The organism is Roseateles sp. GW823-FHT07B05, from assembly GCF_058794515.1.
The window spans coordinates 1-20,590 of record NZ_JBXAGX010000023.1 but is presented as its reverse complement, the minus strand read 5'-3'; the positions used below and the strand labels follow the sequence as shown (position 1 = coordinate 20,590).

The 20,590-nt window shown below is 62.1% G+C and carries 17 protein-coding genes; 13 read left to right on the top strand and 4 right to left on the bottom strand.

Annotated elements, in window-relative coordinates; all coding sequences use genetic code 11:
- Window positions 1–79: 79 nt before the first annotated feature.
- From boxC to AC1Q7O_RS26135, 9 genes are all read left to right on the top strand, one after another.
- Entirely contained in the window at window positions 80–1,759 is a 1,680-nt protein-coding gene (gene boxC, locus AC1Q7O_RS26175; RefSeq protein WP_492662174.1) for a 2,3-epoxybenzoyl-CoA dihydrolase, read from the top strand.
- A gap of 10 nt (window positions 1,760–1,769) precedes the next feature.
- Window positions 1,770–3,197 carry a benzoyl-CoA 2,3-epoxidase subunit BoxB gene (gene boxB / locus AC1Q7O_RS26170; RefSeq protein WP_492662145.1) on the top strand — a complete coding sequence of 476 codons (1,428 nt, stop codon included), beginning with the start codon at window positions 1,770–1,772 and terminating at the stop codon, window positions 3,195–3,197.
- An 88-nt stretch (window positions 3,198–3,285) separates the two neighbouring features.
- Window positions 3,286–4,548: a benzoyl-CoA 2,3-epoxidase subunit BoxA gene (boxA, locus tag AC1Q7O_RS26165; protein WP_492662144.1), complete on the top strand. Its 1,263-nt coding sequence runs from the start codon at window positions 3,286–3,288 to the stop codon at window positions 4,546–4,548.
- Window positions 4,549–4,626: 78 nt separating this feature from the next.
- Window positions 4,627–5,421, top strand: a complete 795-nt coding sequence (locus AC1Q7O_RS26160; protein ID WP_492662143.1) for an enoyl-CoA hydratase-related protein — start codon at window positions 4,627–4,629, stop codon at window positions 5,419–5,421.
- Window positions 5,418–6,896: a 3-hydroxyacyl-CoA dehydrogenase gene (locus tag AC1Q7O_RS26155; RefSeq protein ID WP_492662142.1), complete on the top strand. Its 1,479-nt coding sequence runs from the start codon at window positions 5,418–5,420 to the stop codon at window positions 6,894–6,896. Before AC1Q7O_RS26160 ends, AC1Q7O_RS26155 begins: the two co-directional genes overlap by 4 nt.
- Window positions 6,893–7,666 (top strand): enoyl-CoA hydratase/isomerase family protein, encoded by a 774-nt coding sequence (locus AC1Q7O_RS26150; RefSeq protein ID WP_492662141.1) that lies wholly within the window; start codon window positions 6,893–6,895, stop codon window positions 7,664–7,666. The genes AC1Q7O_RS26155 and AC1Q7O_RS26150 overlap by 4 nt, the downstream gene beginning before the upstream one ends.
- Window positions 7,663–8,088 carry a MaoC family dehydratase gene (locus AC1Q7O_RS26145; RefSeq protein ID WP_492662140.1) on the top strand — a complete coding sequence of 142 codons (426 nt, stop codon included), beginning with the start codon at window positions 7,663–7,665 and terminating at the stop codon, window positions 8,086–8,088. Before AC1Q7O_RS26150 ends, AC1Q7O_RS26145 begins: the two co-directional genes overlap by 4 nt.
- The gene (gene pcaF, locus AC1Q7O_RS26140) at window positions 8,085–9,287 is read left to right on the top strand and encodes a 3-oxoadipyl-CoA thiolase (protein WP_492662139.1); all 1,203 of its coding nucleotides are present in this window, start codon (window positions 8,085–8,087) and stop codon (window positions 9,285–9,287) included. The genes AC1Q7O_RS26145 and pcaF overlap by 4 nt, the downstream gene beginning before the upstream one ends.
- 266 nt (window positions 9,288–9,553) lie before the next feature.
- Window positions 9,554–11,101, top strand: coding sequence for a methyl-accepting chemotaxis protein (locus AC1Q7O_RS26135; RefSeq protein ID WP_492662138.1), 1,548 nt, complete (start codon window positions 9,554–9,556; stop codon window positions 11,099–11,101).
- Between the two features lie 143 nt (window positions 11,102–11,244).
- Here AC1Q7O_RS26135 and AC1Q7O_RS26130 read toward each other — a convergent pair whose 3' ends face one another.
- Window positions 11,245–12,429: an ABC transporter substrate-binding protein gene (locus AC1Q7O_RS26130; RefSeq protein WP_492662137.1), complete on the bottom strand. Its 1,185-nt coding sequence runs from the start codon at window positions 12,427–12,429 to the stop codon at window positions 11,245–11,247.
- A 422-nt stretch (window positions 12,430–12,851) separates the two neighbouring features.
- Between AC1Q7O_RS26130 and AC1Q7O_RS26125 the strand changes: the two genes are divergently transcribed.
- The 3 genes from AC1Q7O_RS26125 to AC1Q7O_RS26115 are packed head-to-tail and all read left to right on the top strand — an operon-like array spanning window position 12,852 to window position 16,722.
- Window positions 12,852–13,052, top strand: coding sequence for a hypothetical protein (locus AC1Q7O_RS26125; RefSeq protein WP_492662136.1), 201 nt, complete (start codon window positions 12,852–12,854; stop codon window positions 13,050–13,052).
- A complete protein-coding gene (locus AC1Q7O_RS26120) occupies window positions 13,049–14,992 on the top strand; it encodes a hypothetical protein (protein ID WP_492662135.1) in 1,944 nt (647 codons plus the stop codon). Before AC1Q7O_RS26125 ends, AC1Q7O_RS26120 begins: the two co-directional genes overlap by 4 nt.
- Complete coding sequence (locus AC1Q7O_RS26115; protein ID WP_492662134.1) at window positions 14,989–16,722, top strand: hypothetical protein; 1,734 nt, start codon at window positions 14,989–14,991, stop codon at window positions 16,720–16,722. Before AC1Q7O_RS26120 ends, AC1Q7O_RS26115 begins: the two co-directional genes overlap by 4 nt.
- A gap of 113 nt (window positions 16,723–16,835) precedes the next feature.
- Here AC1Q7O_RS26115 and AC1Q7O_RS26110 read toward each other — a convergent pair whose 3' ends face one another.
- The 3 genes from AC1Q7O_RS26110 to AC1Q7O_RS26100 are packed head-to-tail and all read right to left on the bottom strand — an operon-like array spanning window position 16,836 to window position 19,344.
- The gene (locus AC1Q7O_RS26110; RefSeq protein WP_492662133.1) at window positions 16,836–17,264 is read right to left on the bottom strand and encodes a hypothetical protein; all 429 of its coding nucleotides are present in this window, start codon (window positions 17,262–17,264) and stop codon (window positions 16,836–16,838) included.
- Complete coding sequence (locus AC1Q7O_RS26105; RefSeq protein WP_492662132.1) at window positions 17,264–17,869, bottom strand: hypothetical protein; 606 nt, start codon at window positions 17,867–17,869, stop codon at window positions 17,264–17,266. Before AC1Q7O_RS26105 ends, AC1Q7O_RS26110 begins: the two co-directional genes overlap by 1 nt.
- 8 nt (window positions 17,870–17,877) lie before the next feature.
- On the bottom strand, window positions 17,878–19,344 hold the full coding sequence (locus tag AC1Q7O_RS26100; protein ID WP_492662770.1) for a hypothetical protein: 1,467 nt from the start codon (window positions 19,342–19,344) through the stop codon (window positions 17,878–17,880).
- Window positions 19,345–19,639: 295 nt separating this feature from the next.
- Here AC1Q7O_RS26100 and AC1Q7O_RS26095 point away from each other — a divergent pair, with 295 nt between their 5' ends.
- Window positions 19,640–20,524, top strand: coding sequence for a hypothetical protein (locus tag AC1Q7O_RS26095; RefSeq protein ID WP_492662130.1), 885 nt, complete (start codon window positions 19,640–19,642; stop codon window positions 20,522–20,524).
- Window positions 20,525–20,590 lie beyond the last annotated feature (66 nt).

Below are 20,590 nucleotides of genomic sequence, written 5' to 3'. Positions count from 1 at the left end.
CTGAAAACGTACACGCACGATACTGCATTGCATCGGGCGGCCATTGGGCCGCACTGTTTTGCGATCCAAGGAGCGTGCCGTGAGCGATCTTTCCCCTGTCCAGTCCATCGCGCCGCGAGTGGACTATCAAACCCACCCGAGCCAGTACAAGCACTGGAAGCTGACCTTCGAAGGTCCCGTCGCTCGCCTGGCGGCCGACTTCGACGAAAACGGTGGCCTGCGCCCCGGCTACAAGCTCAAGCTCAACAGCTATGACCTCGGCGTCGACATCGAACTGAACGATGCGCTGCAGCGCATCCGCTTCGAGCACCCCGAAGTGCGCACGGTGGTCGTCACGAGCAACAAGGAAAAGATCTTCTGCTCGGGCGCCAACATCTACATGTTGGGCGTCTCCAGCCATGGCTGGAAGGTCAACTTCTGCAAGTTCACCAACGAGACCCGCAACGGCATCGAAGACTCCAGCGCCAACAGCGGTCTGAAGTTCCTGGCGGCAGTGAACGGCGCCTGCGCCGGCGGCGGCTACGAGCTGGCGCTGGCCTGCGACGAGATCCTGCTGGTCGACGACCGCTCCAGCGCCGTGAGCTTGCCGGAAGTGCCCCTGCTGGGCGTGCTGCCGGGCACTGGCGGCCTGACCCGCGTCACCGACAAGCGCAAGGTCCGCCACGATCTGGCTGACATCTTCTGCACGACGACAGAAGGCGTTCGTGGCCAGCGCGCAAAGGACTGGCGCCTGGTCGATGACATTGCCAAGCCGGCACAGTTCGCCGCCAAGGTGCAGGCACGCGCGCTCGAGCTCGCCGAAGGCAGTGATCGTCCGGCCGGTGAGGTGGGTGTGGTGTTCCCGCCGCTGCAGCGTTCAGCCGAACCCGATTCGCTGAGCTACACCTACGTTCGCGTTGACATCGACCGCGCCAAGCGCCTCGCGACGTTCCTGATCCGTGGCCCGAAGGAGGCTGTGCCGACCGACGTGAAGGGCATCGTCGCCCAGGGCGCCGCCTGGTACCCGCTGGCACTGGCCCGCGATCTCGAAGACGCCATCCTGTCCATGCGCACCAACGAGCTGGACATCGGCACCTGGCTGATTAAGACAGAAGGCGATGCCGAAGCTGTGCTGGCCAGTGACGCCGTGCTACTTGCCAACAAGGATCACTGGCTGGTGCGCGAAACCATCGGCTATCTGCGTCGCACCTTCAGCCGCCTGGACGTGTCCTCGCGCAGCCTGTTTGCGCTGATCGAGCCGGGCTCCTGCTTCGCCGGCTCGCTGCTCGAAACCGCGCTGGCTTGCGATCGCATCTATCACCTGGCCTTGCCTGATGACGACGCGCGCGCTCCGAAGATCACGGTGGACGAAGCCAACTTCGGTCTGTTCCCGATGGCCACAGGCCAAAGTCGCCTGGGCCGTCGCTTCTACGACGACGTCGCTGAACTGGAGCAGGTCCGCGCCAAGGCAGGTCGCCCGCTGGACGCAGACGCAGCCTTCGCGCTGGGCCTCGTGACCAGCAACCCGGACGACATCGACTGGGCGGATGAAACCCGCATCGCGATCGAAGAGCGCGTTGCGATGAGCCCCGATGCGCTGACCGGTATGGAGGCCAACCTGCGCTTCAACGGCCCCGAGAACATGGTCACGCGTGTGTTCGGCCGGCTGACCGCCTGGCAGAACTGGATCTTCCAGCGTCCCAACGCCGTTGGCGAAAAGGGTGCGCTGAAGGTCTTCGGCAAGGGCGACAAGGCCGCCTTCGATTTCAACCGGGTTTGAGGAGAACGCAATGAGCACCATCGACTACAGCCAGAAGATCCCGAACAACGTCAACCTCAACGACGACCGCACGCTGCAGCGCGCGCTCGAAGGCTGGCAGCCCAACTTCCTGTCCTGGTGGGACGACATGGGTCCGGACGGCTCCCAGAACTTCGACGTCTACCTGCGCACCGCCACGAGCGTCGACCCGCAGGGCTGGGCCACCTTCGGCCACGTCAAGATGCCCGACTACCGTTGGGGCATCTTCCTGAACCCGGGCGAGCAGGATCGCAAGATCCACTTCGGCGACCACAAGGGCGAGGACGCCTGGCAAGACGTGCCCGGTGAGTACCGTGCCAACCTGCGCCGCATCATCGTGACGCAGGGCGACACCGAGCCGGCCTCGGTTGAGCAGCAGCGACACCTGGGTCAGACTTGCCCGAGCCAGTACGACCTGCGCAACCTGTTCCAGGTCAACGTCGAGGAAGGCCGCCACCTGTGGGCGATGGTCTACCTGCTGCACAAGTACTTCGGCCGTGATGGTCGCGAGGAAGGCGAAGCGTTGCTCGAGCGCCGCAGCGGCCAGGAGAACAACCCGCGCATCCTGCAGGCGTTCAATGAGCCGACGCCGGATTGGCTGTCGTTCTTCATGTTCACCTACTTCACCGACCGCGATGGCAAGTTCCAGCTGTGCGCGCTCGCTGAATCCAGCTTCGACCCGCTGGCCCGCACCACCAAGTTCATGCTGACGGAAGAAGCCCATCACATGTTCGTGGGCGAGTCTGGCGTGAGCCGCGTCATCAACCGCACCTGCCAGGTGATGAACGACCTGAAGACGGACGATCCGAAGAAGTTGCGCGAAGCCGGCGTCATCGACCTGCCGACGATCCAGCGCTACCTGAACTTCCACTTCAGCGTCACGATCGATCTGTTCGGCGCCGACGAGTCCAGCAACGCTGCCACCTTCTACTCCACCGGCCTGAAGGGCCGCTACGAAGAAGGCAAGCGCGTCGACGACCACATCCTGAAGGGTCAGACCTACCCGGTGCTGCACGTGGAGAACGGCCGCCTTGTCGAAAAGCAAGTGCCGATGCTCAACGCGCTCAACGAAGTCCTGCGCGACGACTACATCAAGGACAGCATCGCCGGCGTGGACCGTTGGAACAAGGTCATCGAAAAGGCCGGTATCCCGTTCCGACTCACCGTCCCGCACAAGGCCTTCCACCGCAACATCGGTTCGCTGTCCGGCGCCAAGATCTCCCCGCAAGGCAACGTGATCAGCGAAGCCGAATGGTCGGCTCGCTCGCCCGAATGGCTGCCCACCGCAGGTGACCGTCAGTTCGTCTCCAGCCTGATGGGCCGCGTGGTCGAGCCGGGCAAGTTCGCAAACTGGATTGCGCCGCCGGTCATGGGCATCAACCGCCAGCCCGTGGACTTCGAGTACGTGCGTTTCGCCTAAGCGAACGTAGAAGCCGGGGCCGCGGCCCCGGCACAAATTCCTGAAGACGCCGGGCGAGCGCCGAAACCGGTGCATAGGAGATCTAGACATGGACGCATCCGACGTGATCGTCATCAAGCAGCATCTGATCGACCCCGAGATCTGCATTCGCTGCAACACCTGCGAAGCGACCTGCCCGGTCGACGCCATCACCCACGACAGCCGCAACTACGTGGTGGATGCCGAGAAGTGCAACTTCTGCATGGCGTGCGTTCCGCCGTGCCCGACGGGCTCGATCGACAACTGGCGCACCGTGCCGAAGGCGCTCGCCTACAGCATCGAAGCCCAACTTGGTTGGGACAGCCTCCCCGAAGAACTGCCGGCTGATCAACTGGGCGGTGGCGTTCCAGTTGAAGAGCCCCTCGCTCCCCAACTGCCGGCGCGCGCGGACCTGGATGGCGCGTTCAAGAGTTCGTCCTACGGCTCGACCCAGCCGCCGTGGAGCGCGGCTCACGCCTATACGAACCTCTACGGTCCCAAGGCCGCCGAGAAGTTCATCACCGCCACGGTGGCCGGTAACGTGCGCGTCACCGAAGTGGGCAAGGAGTACGACACCCACCACATCGTGCTGGACTTCGGCGCGCTGCCGTTCCCTGTGCTGGAAGGGCAGAGCATTGGCATCTTGCCGCCTGGCGCCGACGCTAAAGGTCGACCACACCACGCACGTCAATATTCCATCGCGAGCCCCCGAAACGGCGAGCGACCCGGCTACAACAATCTCTCGCTGACCATCAAGCGAGTGCTCGAGGACTACGACGGCAATCCCGTTCGTGGCGTCGCGAGCAACTACATGTGTGACTTGAAGGTAGGCGATACCGTGCAGGTCATGGGACCGTTCGGCAGCACGTTCCTGATGCCGAACCACCCGAAGAGCCACATCGTGATGATCTGCACCGGTACCGGGTCGGCACCGATGCGAGCCATGACGGAATGGCGACGCCGTCTGCGCGCCGGTGGAAAGTTTGATGGCGGCAAGCTGATGCTGTTCTTCGGTGCCCGCACCAAGGAAGAGCTGCCGTACTTCGGCCCGTTGCAGACGCTGCCCCGCGACTTCATCGACACCAACTTCGCCTTCTCGCGCACACCCGGTCAGCCCAAGAAGTATGTGCAGGATGCGATGCGCGAGCGCAGCGCCGACCTGGCTGCGTTGCTGACCGACCCTCACGCCCATTTCTACGTGTGCGGCTTGAAGGCCATGGAAGAAGGCGTCGTGCTGGCACTGCGCGAAGTGGCACACGAAGCGGGATTGGACTGGGAGCAGGTTGGCGCGACGCTCAAGCGCGAAGGCCGGCTGCATCTCGAGACCTATTGAGCATCGGAGGCTGCGATTGCTGCCTCTTCCTTTCACGCAACTCGGCCGAAGGGCATTGCCAGGCGGCCGTTCATCGACATGACGGACTTCGAAACCATCCAGGTGACGACTCGGGCGCCTGGCGTCGCGCAAGTCACGATGTCGCGCCCCGACGTCTTCAACGCGTTCGACGAACGCATGATCCAGGAGTTGGGCGTGGCCTTCCGGGCCTTGGCCAAGGATCCAGAGGTGCGTGCCATCGTGCTTGCAGGGGCTGGCAAGCACTTCAGCGCAGGCGCCGATCTGCAGTGGATGAAGCGCGCATCAACCGCTGACACCGATTGGAATCTGAGCGACGCCCGCCGGTTTGCCGACACGCTGTCCTGCATCGAGGCTTGTCCCAAGCCGACGATCGCCCGGGTTCAAGGCGCGGCCCTTGGTGGTGGGGTAGGTCTCGCCTGCGCCTGCGACATCGCCATCGCGGCAGACAAGGCAACCTTCAGCGTCAGTGAAGCCAAGTTCGGCATCCTTCCTGCTGTCATCGGGCCACACCTGGTCAACGCGGTGGGGCGCAGGAACGCGCGCCGCCTCGCGCTGACGGCTACCCGCATCGGTGCTTCCGAGGCGAGGCAGATCGGTCTGGTCCAAGAGATCGTCGAAGCCGACCAGTTGGACGCAGCGATCGATGTAGCTCTGGCTGATCTGCTCATCTGCGGTCCGACCGCACAGCAGGAGATCAAGGTGCTTTTTTCTCGGCTCTACGTTGGACCCGTCGACTCAAGCGTCAGAGAGCTGACCGCCCAAACCATCGCGCGCGTGCGCACCAGCGAAGAAGCCAAGGAAGGCTTCTCGGCATTCCTCGAGAAGCGTCCTGCCAACTGGATTCCCCAATGAACACACTCGACGACGTGCTGGTGATCGGTGCCGGCGTCATGGGCATCGGCATTGCACAGGTGGCAGCGGAAGCTGGCCACCGTGTATTCCTGTTCGATCTTCGCCAGGGTGCTGCACCGCAGGCGCGTGAGGCACTTGCGGCCCAGCTGGATCAGCTCGTCGCGAAAGGCAAGCGAACACGCGACGCGGCCGATGCCACTCTTGCGCGGCTCGTCCCTTTGCAGCACCTGCACGACGCGAAGTCCGCAGCTTTGGCCGTTGAAGCCATCGTGGAGAAGCTAGACGCCAAGCGCAGCCTGCTGACTGAACTTGAAGCGCTACTGCCTCCCGACGCAATCCTCGCTTCGAACACGTCTTCGATCAGCGTCACCAAGATTGCCGCCGGCCTTCGCCATCCGGAGCGCGTCGTCGGCATGCACTTCTTCAATCCTGTGCCGCTGATGCGGCTCGTAGAGGTCGTGCGCGGCATCCAAACCTCGGACGCCGTTGTTGATCGCATCACGGCGCTCTCCAAGGCCTGGGGGAAGGTTCCTGTCACCGCGCGCAGCACCCCGGGCTTCATCGTGAATCGCATCGCGCGCCCGTACTATGCCGAAGCGCTGATGCTGCTTCAGGAGCGGGCCGCATCACCGCAGGGTCTGGATGCCTGCCTGCGAGCCGCGGGCTTTCGCATGGGCCCCTGCGAGCTGATGGACCTCATCGGACACGACACCAATTTCTCCGTCACGACCTCGGTCTTCGAGGCGAACTTCTTTGATCGGCGCTTCACGCCGTCGCTGGTGCAGCAGGAGTTGGTAGACGGTGGCCTGTTCGGGCGCAAGAGCGGTCGAGGGTTCTACCGCTATCCGGAAGGTGCGCCAGCACTGGTCGCACCCGAGATCATTGAGCCCGACAAGGCGCAGCAGGTCATCGTGCATGGGGACGATGCCTTGGCCAGGCAATGGTGGTCCACTTTGCAGTCCAAAGGCTTTGCTCCTCAGCATCAGCCGGCCAGTGGCTGGACCGGGCTGCAGGTGGGCGAGGCACAACTGCGCCGCACGGATGGTCGGACCGCCTTCGATGTCTCGCTTGAGTGCGAGATCTCCGAAGTGGCGCTGTTCGACGAAATTGTCGGCGCTTCGGCAGGCGCGCTGGCCTTCACAGCGCCTGGCAATGAGCAATGGCGCCGCCAAGCGGGCGGATGGCTGAGCGTTCTCGGTTTCCAGCCCGTCGCAGTTGCGGACGTGCCTGGGCTCGTTGTCGCTCGCACGCTGAGCATGTTGATCAACGAAGCAGCGGACGCCGTGCAACAGGGTGTCTGCACGCCGACCGGCGCGGACGACGCAATGAAGTTGGGCGTGAACTATCCGAAGGGGCCGTTCGAGTGGCTGGAGCAGATGGGCGCACGCCGCGTGGTCTCGTTCGTTGAGGCTCTGGACTGCTACTACCGCGGCGAGCGCTATCGCGTCAGCCCGGTTCTGAGGAGGCTGGGATGAGTATTCGTGTTGAGCGACGCGCTGGCGGTGTCGTTGAGCTGATCCTCGGCCCGGAAGGCACCTTGCCGGCCTGTGATGCACAGGAGCACGCAGAGCTGGCCAACGTATGGGGTCGACTGGCTTCCGACAGCGAGACGCGCTGCATCCTCATTCGCAGCGAGGGGAAGGGATTCAGCGCTGGTGGCCAGATCTCGCTGGTCGAGGAAATGCTCAGCAGCGAGGCGGCTCGACTGCGTGTGTTGAAGGAGGGGCGTGATCTCGTGCAGGGCATGATCGACTGCGATGTGCCCATCGTGTCCGCGATCAATGGTGCGGCCGTCGGTGCCGGCGCCGCGTTGGCACTGCTGGCGGACGTTTCGATCGCCGCGGAGAACGCCAAGATCATCGACGGCCACACCAAGCTGGGCGTCGCAGCCGGCGACCACGCCGCGGTGATCTGGCCGCTGCTTTGCGGCATGGCCAAGGCCAAATACCATCTGCTGACCTGCACGCCGTTGACGGGTGTGGAGGCGGAGCGCATCGGACTGATCAGTTTGTGTGTGCCCGCCGATGAACTTCTAGATCGGGCGCGCGCCGTCGCCGATCAACTCGCCGCCGGCAGCCGAACGGCGATGGCGTTCACGAAGCGCAGCCTCAACCACTGGCTGCGCGCCGCCTGGCCAGCCTTCGAGCATTCGCTGGCGCTGGAGATCCTGGGCTTCTCTGGAGCTGACGCTCGCGAGGGGCTCACCGCCCTCCAAGAGAAGCGCGCTCCGAGATTCACCGCATGAAGTTCGCGGACTTTCGCGCTGGCCAGGTCATCACGGCGGGTCCTCATGTTGTGTCAGAGCAGGACATCGTGGCGTTCGCCAGCCAGTGGGACCCCCAGTGGTTTCACACGGATCCCGAAGCTGCAGCAGAGGGTCCTTTCGAAGGGTTGATCGCGAGCGGCTGGCACACGTGCTGCATCGCCATGCGTCTCGTCGCCGATGCCGCGCTGGCCGGATCCGAGAGCTACGCGTCGCCCGGCCTTGCCGGCCTGAAGTGGCCCAACCCGGTTCGCCCGGATGACCGCCTCCAACTCACCGCCACCGTGATCGAAGCGAGGCTCTCCAGTCGCGGCCTCGGCATCCTGCGGTGGCGTTGGCAGCTTCACAACCAGAACGGCCAAGAGGTACTCGACCTCGAGGCCACAAGCCTCTTCAAGCCATGACTGACGTCTTCATTTGCGACGCGCTGCGTACACCCTTCGGCCGCTACGGTGGCGCACTGTCCAGCATTCGCCCGGACGATCTCGCCGCAATCCCCCTGCGCGCTTTGGCAGCTCGATATCCGAACCTTGACTGGGATCGAGTGGGCGATGTCATCTTGGGCTGCGCCAACCAGGCTGGCGAAGACAACCGCAATGTCGCCCGCATGAGCTCGTTGCTGGCAGGCCTGCCTGTCACGTTGCCGGGCAGCACGCTGAACCGGCTGTGTGGATCTGGGTTGGATGCCGTGGGCACCGCTGCACGCGCTATCAGGGCTGGCGAAGCCGAGATCATGTTCGCCGGCGGTGTCGAGAGCATGAGCCGCGCGCCGTTCGTCATGGGCAAGGCGGAGTCCGCCTTCAGCCGCAGCGCCAAGATCGAAGACACCACCATCGGATGGCGCTTCGTCAATGCGCTGATGAAGAAGTCCCATGGCATCGACTCGATGCCAGAGACCGCTGAGAACGTCGCTGCCCAATACGGCATCGGGAGGGAGGCGCAGGACAGGATGGCACTTGCAAGTCAGGTGAAGGCCCTTGCCGCGCAGCGAGACGGCGTGTTCGACGCCGAGATTGTTGGCGTGTCCGTTCCGCAGAAGAAGGGTGATCCGATCCTTGTGGCGAAGGACGAACATCCTCGTGAAACGAGCCTTGAAGCCCTGGCAAAGCTGAAGGGCGTCGTGAGGCCGGAAGGCTCCGTTACGGCGGGTAACTCAAGCGGCGTCAACGATGGCGCCTGCGCCTTGATCCTGGCAAACGAAGCAGCATGTGCCAGCCAGGGGCTCAAGCCACGAGCTCGCGTCCTGGGCATGGCCACGGCCGGTGTGGAGCCGCGCATCATGGGCATCGGTCCCCTGCCTGCAACGCAGAAGCTGTTGCATCGGCTTGGCATCGGGATCGATCAGCTGGACGTCATCGAACTGAACGAAGCGTTCGCTGCGCAAGGTCTGGCGGTCCTGCGCGGCCTGGGAATTGACGACGACGATCGTCGGGTGAATCCCAATGGCGGCGCTATCGCACTCGGCCATCCACTCGGAGCTAGTGGCGCGCGCCTGGTCACTACCGCGATCAATCAACTGCACAGGATCAATGGCCGGTACGCGCTTTGCACCATGTGCATTGGTGTCGGCCAGGGGATCGCGCTGCTTGTCGAGCGAGTTTGATACCCGCCTGGCCGACATCGACTTCAGTTGCGAGTCGATGTCGTTGCGATTCCTTGCCATAGGCTGTCGCAGGAGCCGATGACATCGATGCTCGGGAGCAACCACTGATCACTCTGACCGTCACTAGACCTGCATCAATTCACGAAGAGCTCTGCGGACAGGCTAGAAAAAATCTCCCGACAAGCACAACATTGTGAGCGGCTTCCGATCCGCCATAGACCGTCAGAGCAGACGGCATCGCTGCAACATCAAGTGGAGACATCACGGTGCGAATCAACGACGTTCCAATCTCGACGAAGCTCTGGAGTCTGGTAGTTGCCCTGCTGTTGGCGACGACAGCAGTCACGGTGCTGCTCCAGCAAAGTGCGCGCCGAATTCACGACGAAAGCACCGCGAAGCTTCGAAGCGCCGACGAGCTGATCACGCTCGTGACGCAGTGGCGAATGATCAGCCAGCGCAACACCGATCGAACGCTCGCCACCCATCTGAACAGAGATGACGCTGACTCCGCGTTCTTCGCTCAGCGCCTGAAGGACGGCATCGCGGAAAGCTCTGATCTGCAAAAACGTATTGGCGAACTGGCGCAGTCAGACCGGGACAAGGCCCAGGCTGAACAGATGCAGGAGAAGCGCAAGGCAGTGCTTGCGGTCATTCCGAAGATTGGCGCGCTTCGAAAGCAGGGTGACATGGACGGGGCTCGAAAACTTGTCGAGCAAGAGTTCATGCCCGCGCTGGCCGGCTATGACAAAGCGCAGTTGGACATGCTGAAGCTGCAGGAGTCGAAGCGCGACGAGGCATTGGCGCAGGCGCAGGCAAGCTTGGACAGGAACGCTACGTGGGCCGTGGTCCAGGTTGTGTCGGTACTGCTGGTTGCATTGGCGGCCACTGCTCTTCTGCTTCGGTCGATCGTTGGGCCCCTCGGCACCGCGGTGGCGTCAGCAGAACGAATCGCGACTGGGGACCTCAGGCAAACCCACGTTGTCGACCGGCGAGATGAAGTCGGCAGGCTCATGGATGCCATGAATGCCATGGGGCAGAAGCTGCGCAACGTCGTGCATGAAGTCCGGCAAGGCGTCGAGATGGTCGACAGCGCGTCCTCTGAAATCGCCGCAGGAAACCTGGATCTATCCAACCGCACTGAGCGAACGGCTTCGAGCCTGCAGCAGACAGCTTCCAACCTGCATGAGGCGACGGCAAGCGCACAGAAGTCCAACCAGATCGCGACTCAAGCGGACCAGCTTGCGAGCGAGGCGCGTGACTCCGCCATTCAGAGTGGCCAGGTCGTCGCTGAGGTTGTGGCGCGGATGGAAGAGATCACGGTGGCGTCGCGCAAGATCGCCGACATCACTGGCGTGATTGACGGCATCGCGTTCCAAACCAACATCCTGGCGCTTAATGCTGCGGTCGAGGCGGCTCGTGCGGGAGAGCAGGGCAGGGGCTTCGCAGTCGTGGCGAGCGAGGTTCGAACTCTGGCGCAGCGAAGCGGTGAGGCGGCTCGTGAGATCAAGGCGCTCATTGCGCAGTCATCGGAGACCGTGGAGGCTGGATCCCGGCAGGTCGGCGTCGCCAAGTCGGTGATCGACGGCGTGGTGACTGGCGTTCAGGCGGTTGCTGGTCTGATTGCCAACGCATCCGCGGCTTCAGTTCAGCAGTGCAGCGGATTGGAGAAGATCAACCATGCGGTCAGCCACATCGACCAAGTGACGCAGCAGAACGCAGCGTTGGTGGAAGAAGCAGCGGCGGCGGCGGCGTCGCTCAGGGATCAGTCAAAGCGTCTGGCGTTGACCGTCTCTGTCTTCAAGACCGAGGGCTGACAAGGGCGGGCTCGCGGCGTCGGCTAGCAAGATCTTGCTTGTCGGCGACGTTCGATTGCCTCCGGGGTGCAAGTTCCTTGGCCTTGCCCCGCAGCTCCTATCCGCTGGTTTTCGATAAAACGCGGAGCAGTGTTTTCAGGTTTTTAGAATATCAGCCGGCCGCGCCGGTCAATCATACCTATATTGACGTAAGACGAACCTATATTTCCCTTCGTGAAATCTAGGGTGTACCCGTTTTCGTCAATTCGCACGGCTTTCAATGCGCTTGCAACTGTGGCTGGGGTGACGGAAGCACCTGCTCGTTGTAGTGCATCCACTGCGGCCCGTGCGGCGAGATATCCGATGAAGTGGAGTTGCGTTGGCACCTCCTTGGGGGCTTGTCGAAGCATCAGCGCTCGGAAGGAGCGGACGACTCCGGCGCCCTCGTTGAATGTGTTCGGAGTGACTTGTGTCAGGGCGACGCCTTCGGCCGCGTTGGCGCCGGCTTTCTCGATTACCTCGGCAACAGCCACGTACGACATGCCGTAGATCAGCGTTCTGTCCCCGCCGTTGCGGACATCTCTGACGAATGCGGCCCCGCTGTTCGAGGCAAGCACCATGATGTACGCCTGCGCGTTTGTTGCCTTCAACTCTGCGGCAGCGTGAGTGAGGTCGTCCGCGCCAACCTTGACGGCCACTCGGCCCAAAAGCGCCAGGCCAAGGCGCTTGGCTGAGTCTTCTACATACGCCAGGCCACTGTGCCCGAAGGGATTGTCTTGGTAGACGACGCCGAGGCTCCTGATGCCTACCGTTGAGAGATGAGCAACCGCTCGCTCCAACTGCAGCCTGTCGCCTGCCTGGGTGTGGAAGATCAGCGCACTACCTGGCGATCGTAGGCTCTCTACGCCGGGCGTGACCCCCACGGCAGGGATGCCCAACTTTTCCAGCGTCTGGTCCTTGAGCACAGCCGTCACATTGGCGGATCCAAGCAGATTGACAAACAGGACGGGACGTTCTCGGGTGCCGACCAGATTTAGAAGCCGAACCGTTTCGCTTGGTTGGTATTTGTCATCTTCAGAGATGAATCGTATTTTCTGCCCGTGAATACCTCCCCGGGCGTTCACGTCGTCAAATACTGCCTTTGCCCCAATATAGTTGCCAATTCCATTGGGACCCAGGGGGCCGCTCTTGGGCGCCACCTGGGCGATTACGATCTCTCCTGCATGTGCTGCGGGAGGCAAGAAGACTAAGCACAGAAGCCCAAGCCAGATTCGAAGCCGTGCCACGTTGAAAAGACAATAGCTCCGCCTTTGGGGGCGCTCAACGTGCCCCAGCTTGAAACTCGCCATGCTGTCTCCGTCTTGTTTTTTTGCACAATAGTGCGTTTATGGCAGCATAGTTCATGCATTGATGTGTGGTGCTCGTGGTTTACGCCATGCGGTCAAGTTGGAGGACTGGAAGCACCACTTCAACGGATTGGGAGGCGTCGCGCAGCGCCGCACCTGCCGCTCTTTGGCGTGTAACAGGAGGTTCGCGCGCAACCAGAAGACGGGCGTGCTGTTGAGGTCGTGGCGCAGCCGGTGGGCGTCTGGCAACTGCGTGAAATGCGCAGGCGCCATTGGCCGACGTTCTCGAAGGTGGTCTGGGGTAAGCTGCAGTCAGGGTTCGACTTCTCCGAGGTAGCTGCCACGGTGAGTCAAGACACCATGCCGGAACAGATTCCCCGGCTGCTTAGTGAGGTTCCGACGGCATATCCTTCGACGACTTCTTCATGCGGGTGATCAACTCGACACCGGCAACGCGCGACATGGTTGAGAGGGCGTTGCTGAAACTGACCGCCGATCGGCAGGTGCAAGTGCTCGGAGAAGACGGGGTTCCTTCAAGTGCACGTCTTCACCTGAAGCCAGAGCATTTGTTGCGCCGACCATCACAAGGGGCTTTCAGCTTCTTCTTCAAGGATGGCGGGCCGTGAGCCGGCTGCAGACCATGTCGTCTCCAATCACTGTTGCAGAACTCGCCCTTAGGCTGCACCAGACCGAGAAGCCCGCGCTTCGACTCGAACTGGAGCCCGGCACAGCGATCGCGGACGCCCAGCCTGGAGAGGGCTACGAGCTGGCCGTCGACAGCATCGAGTTTGCGTCGCTGGCGCAGAGGAACCGGCGGGTCGCTGACCTGGCCTACGCGCACGTCGCCGAGGACCTTGCGAGCACGCCAGGTCTGCTGTTCGAACGAGCAAATGAGCTATGGCGTCGCGAGAGCGCCTACGATGATTTCGCGTCGGCGAGGCTGCTGGCGCTAGCAGCGCAGCAGGTCGATGTCCTGTCTCTCGCGGCTCAGCGCATCCGAGAAGGTCACGATCCATTTGAAGTACTCCTCCTCCTGGAAGCCGCCGTCCCATTTCTGGACAACATGACCGTCGAGTCGCTTGTCGACTTGTGCGATGCCAAGTTCGAGGGAACGAAGGACGACCTGGCCAGCGGTACCTTTCATCAGCCCCTGGAGTCATGGCTCGGGAGCCGACCCGCCACCGCCAGGCAGCTCCATCGCGCCCTGGTTGCCCGCCTAAGTGATGCGACGGCCAATCTGCTGAGCAGCGCGATCGTGGGGCTGGCGATGATGGACTACGCCGGCGCCTTCGAACTTGCCAGGGACGACGCGACTGATGCGTCGATGTTGCGAGCCAGGGTCGGCATCTGGACGTTGGGTCGTCTGCTGAACGTACCTTCTACTGCGGCGATGCATGACGAGGTCTGCACGGCGATATCTGGTCTGATGGAGAGTCCCCTTGAGGATGTGCGCAAGCAGGCCATCGTCGTCGCGACCCGTTCGATGCATCTCGTGCCGGCGTTTGACCACGTGCTGAAGGAGCTGGCGGTCGGTGGGGATCAGGACGTGCTTGCCGGCGTGGCAACGTCGATGTTCCTGCGCAGCAAGGAGATGAACGAGCGATCGGACTGCAATGAGTGGATTGATCTGATGGATGGGCTTGCCCCCGGAAAAAGCAATGCCATCAGAAGCCTCGACTTCGCGCTGTCTCGCGTGCTGGACCAGCCCGACAAGGTGCCGGTGGTGGTTGCGATGATCACGCGCTGGACCGAGCGACATGGTACGCAGGCTCTGCTCGACGATACGGTCGCCACCAGCTTCGATAGCACGTTCGAAAAGCTCTGCACCATGGAACCTGCGTGGTCTGCGCTGCTGACCGATTGGCTGCTACGCGAACCCCGTCAGCACGTCGCGAACCTCGCCTGCTTGTTCAGCAAGCTGCAAAAACTGGATGCTCATCGCCTGCACTTGCACAAGGAGCGCCTCGACAGCTTGAGCGAGGACGACTTTTACTTCCTGGCTCGCCGCATGCTGGGCTTTGTCCTCGATCGACAACAGGTCACGAACCTGGCCCTGTCCATGGTGGAGTCTCACGATGCCAAGGATCGGATCTTCCCCCTGCTGCGCCTGTTGCTCGTCGATGAGATCGGTTATGACTACCCTGGAAGCACTGCCGACGCGTGCAGGGCTGCCGTGGATGGCGCCGCCGAGGAGACGGTGCAGTTCCTAAATGCAGTGGTGGAGGCTCTCGAGACCTTGGACAGGTCGCTTGAGGCGTTGCCGCGCCGGAGGGAACTGCACCCACCAGCCGGATTGCGACACCAGCTTTTGGTCGCGCGCTGGCGCAAGATGAACGAGGACATGGATCGCGCCAGGAAAAGCACGCTCTTGAGCCAGATGGCAACCGAGATTCCCGTCAAGGCCGGGCAAGGGTCGTTCAGCTACTTCAATGCTTCATACGGACCGCCTATGAAGATGGTCTCGTTCTCCCACTCCATAGAGGTGCCGCGCCGCAAAGTCTTTGACCCCGTGGGCAACGAAATCAGAATCATGAACTTCAGGCTGGCAAAGAAGGGTGCGGCATGAGGCTCATCCTCTCCCAGTACCTGCGCACCCTCCGCGAGCGCGACGAGTTTGATCGACTGCTCCCAGATCTGTTGGTGGCCATGGGGTACGTGCCCTTGGCCAAGCCGCAAACTGGGGTTCGCCAGTATGGGGTTGACCTGGCTGCAGTTGGCAAGGCGGCGGACGGCACCGATGAACTCCTGCTGTTCGTCATCAAACGCGGCGACGTAGGCCGGAACGACTGGGACAACGGCAAACCCACATCGATCAGGCCCAGTCTCAACGAGGTGCTGGACCTTTACCTGACCAAGCTCATCCCGCCAGAGCATGCGGCGCGTAGAAAGAAGATCATCCTTGCCACCACAGGCGACTTCAAGCAGGACGTCGACTTTGTCTGGACGGGCTTCAAGGAAAGCAACGCCGCCCGAGCTGAGTTCGATTTCTGGGGCGCCGACATGGTCGCCGGACTCCTTGAGGTGCACATGCTCGACGAGCACCTGTTCGTCGATGAGGATCGCGCGGATCTGCGCAAGGCGCTCGCACTTGCCGGCGACGGTGACTACGATTTTCGGCACCTGAATTGGTTGTTGCTGCGCCAACTCGGGTTGAACGCCGATGGCAGCTTGGCCACGGCGGCGACGGACGCGCGGACTTTGCGCAAGGCGACTCGCCGAGCGCACTTGGCTGCGGGGATCTGCGCGAGTTGGACCGAGGATGAGACCGACGCTGACAGTCGACAGGCGCTGTGGGTCAGCGAGCGGGCCTTGCTTTGGGCTTGGCATCGCGTTCAGCTCCTGCCAGCAGAGCACCGCAAGCACCTGTATCCGGAGATCGGCGCCCTGCTGATTTCCTACACGGCAGCTGCCAAGCGCTATGTCGAGGTTCTACAGCCGCATGTGTTTGTGCGCGATGGATTGGCTGGCTACGGGCGCGAAGGCGCTGAGTTCGCCATCGTGCTCCTCGAACACATCGGGCTCCATGCTTCGGTCGGCATGACTTGCATGGTTCAGCGTGTCAGCGATGACGAAGGTAATCGCGCGATGCGCGCGAACGCCGAAGTGGTGGCGGACTCGTTGTGCGCGCTGCTTCAAAACAATCCCGCCAGCGCGTCCCCACGACTGGACCGGCACGCTATCGACATTTGCCTCGCCCTGGAGTTCCTGGTTGTCGTAGGTCGTGTCGAACAGGCGACGACCTGGCTCGGACAGCTGACGGAACGACTGGACTATTGCTTCATTACAAAGACCCGGTTTCCGGTATCGACCGATTCGCTGGAAGACCTCGTCGACCTGGAACTATTTCCCGGAGATACCGAGCGAAACCAGGAGCTGATGCGGGCGTCGTGGTGCGTGGCGACCATCGCAGGATGGTGCGCGGTGTTGGGCTTGGATCAGCACTACGAGATGCTGTCCCGTGGAGTTTCCAAGTCGTACAAGAGCGTGTGCCCCCAACTGTGGCATCCCACGTCTGATTGGGCTGAGCGTTGGTACTTCGGCGACGCCACGCAAAGCGGCTACAGCGAGGCGCCGTATGCGCTACCCGAGGAGGTCGACGAGATGCGTCAGCGGATCGCGGACTTCCTGGCGAAGCCCGAGTACGAGTGGCTTGGGAGCTCGCCAAGTCGTGACGCGGGGCTCGGCGCGCTGGATTTCATCGCCTGCAGACATTTCCGCATCCCGCTGCCCGCATCCGCTTGGTATCGGGCGTACGGGCAGACGGCGAGCACATCAGCAGAGTCCGCACGGCTCTAGCGTGATGGAGGCGCGGTCACAACGCCGGCGCACAAAGCCGAGCTGATCGCAAAGCGAACTCCCCGACCGGGTGCCAGTCCCACGTTGCCACCAAGCTCATTCGACCAGACGCTTCAAGCTTCAGCGTCGTCGGGGCTCCACTCGTTCAAGAGGTCGGTGACCGCTTGCATGACCGCGCTGGCCTTGTCCTTCTTCGCGGTGAACGCCTGCATACGGTCCAGGATGGCTCGGATGTTTGCAAGTTCCTGATCGCTGATCGGCTTGAAGATCGCCTTCGAGGAAAGGTAGGCGTTGAGCATCGCGTCCATCTTTAAGTAGTCGGCCTTGATGTTGCCCTTCTGGACTTCGATGTAAGCGGACTCCTCCTGGCTGGCAGCGGCCGCTCGCGCGATCAGCGCGTCAAGCGCGACATCCAACGCACGCTGCGAGTCCAGCAGCGCCAACAGATAGCGCTCACCTTCGGAAGTGGGTTGCGGTGCAGCTGCCGCGGCCATCTCGACCGGAAAGGCCAATGTGGCGAATTGAATTTTCTTCTTTGGCATCACGGGGCTCCCTTGCCGGTGGTGGTGTCGACGGCCGCGCCCTTGGCGGCGGACGCTGCGGCCTCGCTCGCCTTGGCAATCTCGGCCTGCGTTTCTTTCGCGAACTGGAGGTAGAAGGCCACCTCGTCATTGACGTTCTTTGCCTCGCCGAGCTTGATGAGCGCGACTGAGGCCTCCGCCAGCTTGGCGGTGTTGGCATTCACGGCGCTGCGGGCCTTGGACAGTTCTTTCTCCTGCTCCGCCTTGCGCGCGGCACGCTGTTCTTGGGCCGCAGCCAAGGCATCGGCTTGCGTATGCACACGCGTGAAAAGTTCCTTTCGCTTGGGATCGCCGCCGATTTCCCAAACAGCGATGGTTGCTGCCGAACTGGCCTCGTACTGCACCGCCAGAGCTTCGAGCGCCTGTCGGTTGCGCATCGAAGAGACCGCGATCGCGTCGCGCTGCTTCTGAAAACTCTCGACGTTGCTCGACACAGACTTGACCAGCAAACCAACGGTGCGGGTGTCCTGGCGCGTATCTTCAAGGCTTCGCATGCCGCCACAGCCGGACAGCAGCCAGGACGCGGCCAGCGCGCTCAGGCCCAGGTGAGTGATGGGGAACCGCATGTGCTACCTCACTTGAACGCAATCACGGTGATGCCTAGGGCTTGCCAGAGCGCGGCGACGTTCTCAGGCCTTATGCCTGCGGCGTTGAGCTTGACGATCTGATCGAGCGACGCGCGAAGCACCGTTTGTGTCTGCTTCAGCCCTGCCTCCGACTCATCCAGCGCGATCTGCTCCTGCACGTCGATCTGACGATAGTCAGCCTGCTCCGCGGGCATTCGCCCCAAGGTCCAGGCGTTGTTAAAGGCAAGCAGCGCGCCGCCTGTATGGATCTCGCAGCCTTTGCCGGCCGAAAAACTCTCGTAGAAGGCGACGGTCTGGTTGCAACCGCCTTGCGCACCGGCTGCGCTGGCGAGGTAGGCGGACGCCTTCTGCAGTTCCGCGAGCTCGATCACCAGGGAAGCGTGGCGCGCCTTGAGTGCCTGTAGCGCCTCATCGACCCGCCGCATTCGCGCTTGCGAGTTCGCGATCTGCTGCCGATAGAGCTCAGCCTGAAGCACGATGCCCGCCGTCGGCGGCGCTGGTTTCTCGCTGGCGCGGTTGACCAGGTTCGCGATGAGGAATGTTCGGTGCTGCGCCAGCTCCTTCGCACCTGGGTCGGTGCCTTGAAGCGCTTTGATGTAGCTCTCAATGATCTCCTTGCGCTGCTCCAGCGATTCAAGGTTGGCAAGCTCGGCGAAGCCGAGTTTGGCCGCCTTATCGTTCACGTCCGCTGCCTTCTTGGCGAGGGCGCCGATGTCGTCAAGGCGATCCTGAAGAGTCTTGGCCAGTTGCCGCGCTGCCCCGGCCGTGGGCTTAGCGGCGTCGGCCGTCTTAAGCGCTTCCTGATACGCCGTGGTCGCTTTAGCGATCTGGTCCTTCACCCGTTGACGCTCACCCTCAGCGGTCTCGATCCTGGTCTGGGCCAGCTTCACTTCGCCGCCGCTGGACAGGTGTGCGCTAACGCAAACGTTCCTGCGGTTCAAGCCATCGCATGCCCGGTCATAGGCTTGTACAAGGCCTTTGAGCTCGATGTTGGAAGCCTGACTGGGCGTAAGTTGGGTAGGCTGCTTGGAGCAGGACAAGGGTACGGTTTCGTGCGCGCTCAGAGCCGACTGTTTGACCTTGTCCTCCGTCAGGAGGACCTTGGTGTTGTCGAAACCGGCGTCTGACTGGGCGACACTGAGGGACGGATTGCAACCGTCAGGAAGGGTGACCTTCTCCGAGCCCTGCAGATACCTGATGCGCAGCGATACCGCATCCTTGAAGGCCCCCCAAGTCGTGTCAGGAGTCGTTCCACCGATGACGGCGGCGAGCATCGCGTCGCGCAGCGCGAACTCGGAGCGCTTGACCAGCTCTTGACGTTCCTGCTGCGTCTTGGACAGCGCATCACGCTCAGCGTCGAGCGTCTTGCCGAGCGCTGCCTCGTCGAAGGATTTGGAAGCGCTTTGCGCGATCTTGTCGTCATCCGGCCGGTGCAGCAGCGCGCAGCCAGTCATGGTTTGGCAGGCCGCAAGAGCGACCGAGATCCAACACATCCGGCCGGTTATGGCACGACCTGACCCCGATTTTCTCGGCGCGGCACCAGGGCCTTCATCGACTATGAATCTAACGCCTTGCATGCATCCCCCTCTTTGTCGAGGGGCGGAGGATGCAGAGGCCACCTCGGCAGGTCATCCTCAGTTTTCGGGATGAGCACTTCATCAACCCTAATGACTCAAGCATCGAAGCCTAGGCTCGTGCGAACAAGCTGATGCAACACTCTGGCGACGACACGTCACGGAGGGACCGGCGATGGCGGAGGAGAAGTCTGTAGTTCAGTCAGGCGACAAGCCACAGATCAAAGACGCTGCACCGCCGCAGCAGCCGGCCGCAGTCGCGGCACCAGCCGATGAAAAGGTCGGGGCGTACACCGTTCTGACCGCGACACGGGAGGGACAGCATTTCGACGATCCGGATCCAGGCAATCCGGAGGCCGCCGAACTCTACGTTTACCCGCATCCCAACAGCCGTCCAACCGACGATCAGCAAACGCTTCTCGAAGATGTCGGGCACGTACTCACCGTCGTCCAACGGCTCTACCTGGACGACCCGCTGCGGCGTGATGCAACACGGTTCAGGCGCTACTACGTTCGCATCTTCCGTCTTGCGCAGGTCGGTTTGGAAGGGGGCGATCCAGTGCCAAAGACCGCGCTTAGCGAGCTCAAGACACTAAAGGATTCTCTGATTGAAGATGAAGGATTCGGGGTCAAGACACGCAACATCTCGAAGCTCGGCGAGACGGCGCTGATGCTCTCGCTGCCGTTGGCAATTGCTTACTTCGTGTTGCTTGTCGCCGGCAAGGGCGACATTGACAAGATGCTGACTACGCTGCGAATCGACCGCACTGTTTTGGCCAATTTCCTGATTCTGTGGATCGGCTGCTTCACTGGCGTGTGCTTGTCGTATGGGATCCGTACCACTACGCTCACGCTGACAGATCTGATAAGTCCAAGCCCTGACCGACTTCCCCCGTCTACCCGATTGCTGTTCATTGGCACCTTGACGATGCTGTTCGGTTTGCTGTTCACCAGCGGCATCGTCGAACTGAAGTTAGGTTCATATTCGACCGCACAGATTGCGACCGATCCGACGATTGCCTTTATTGTGGGTACGTTCTTCGGACTAAGGCTACGCTGATTAAGGTCTGCCTTCCGGGTTGATCTGGTGGCAAGGCAGCAGCGGCGTCGGGATGATGTTCGGATG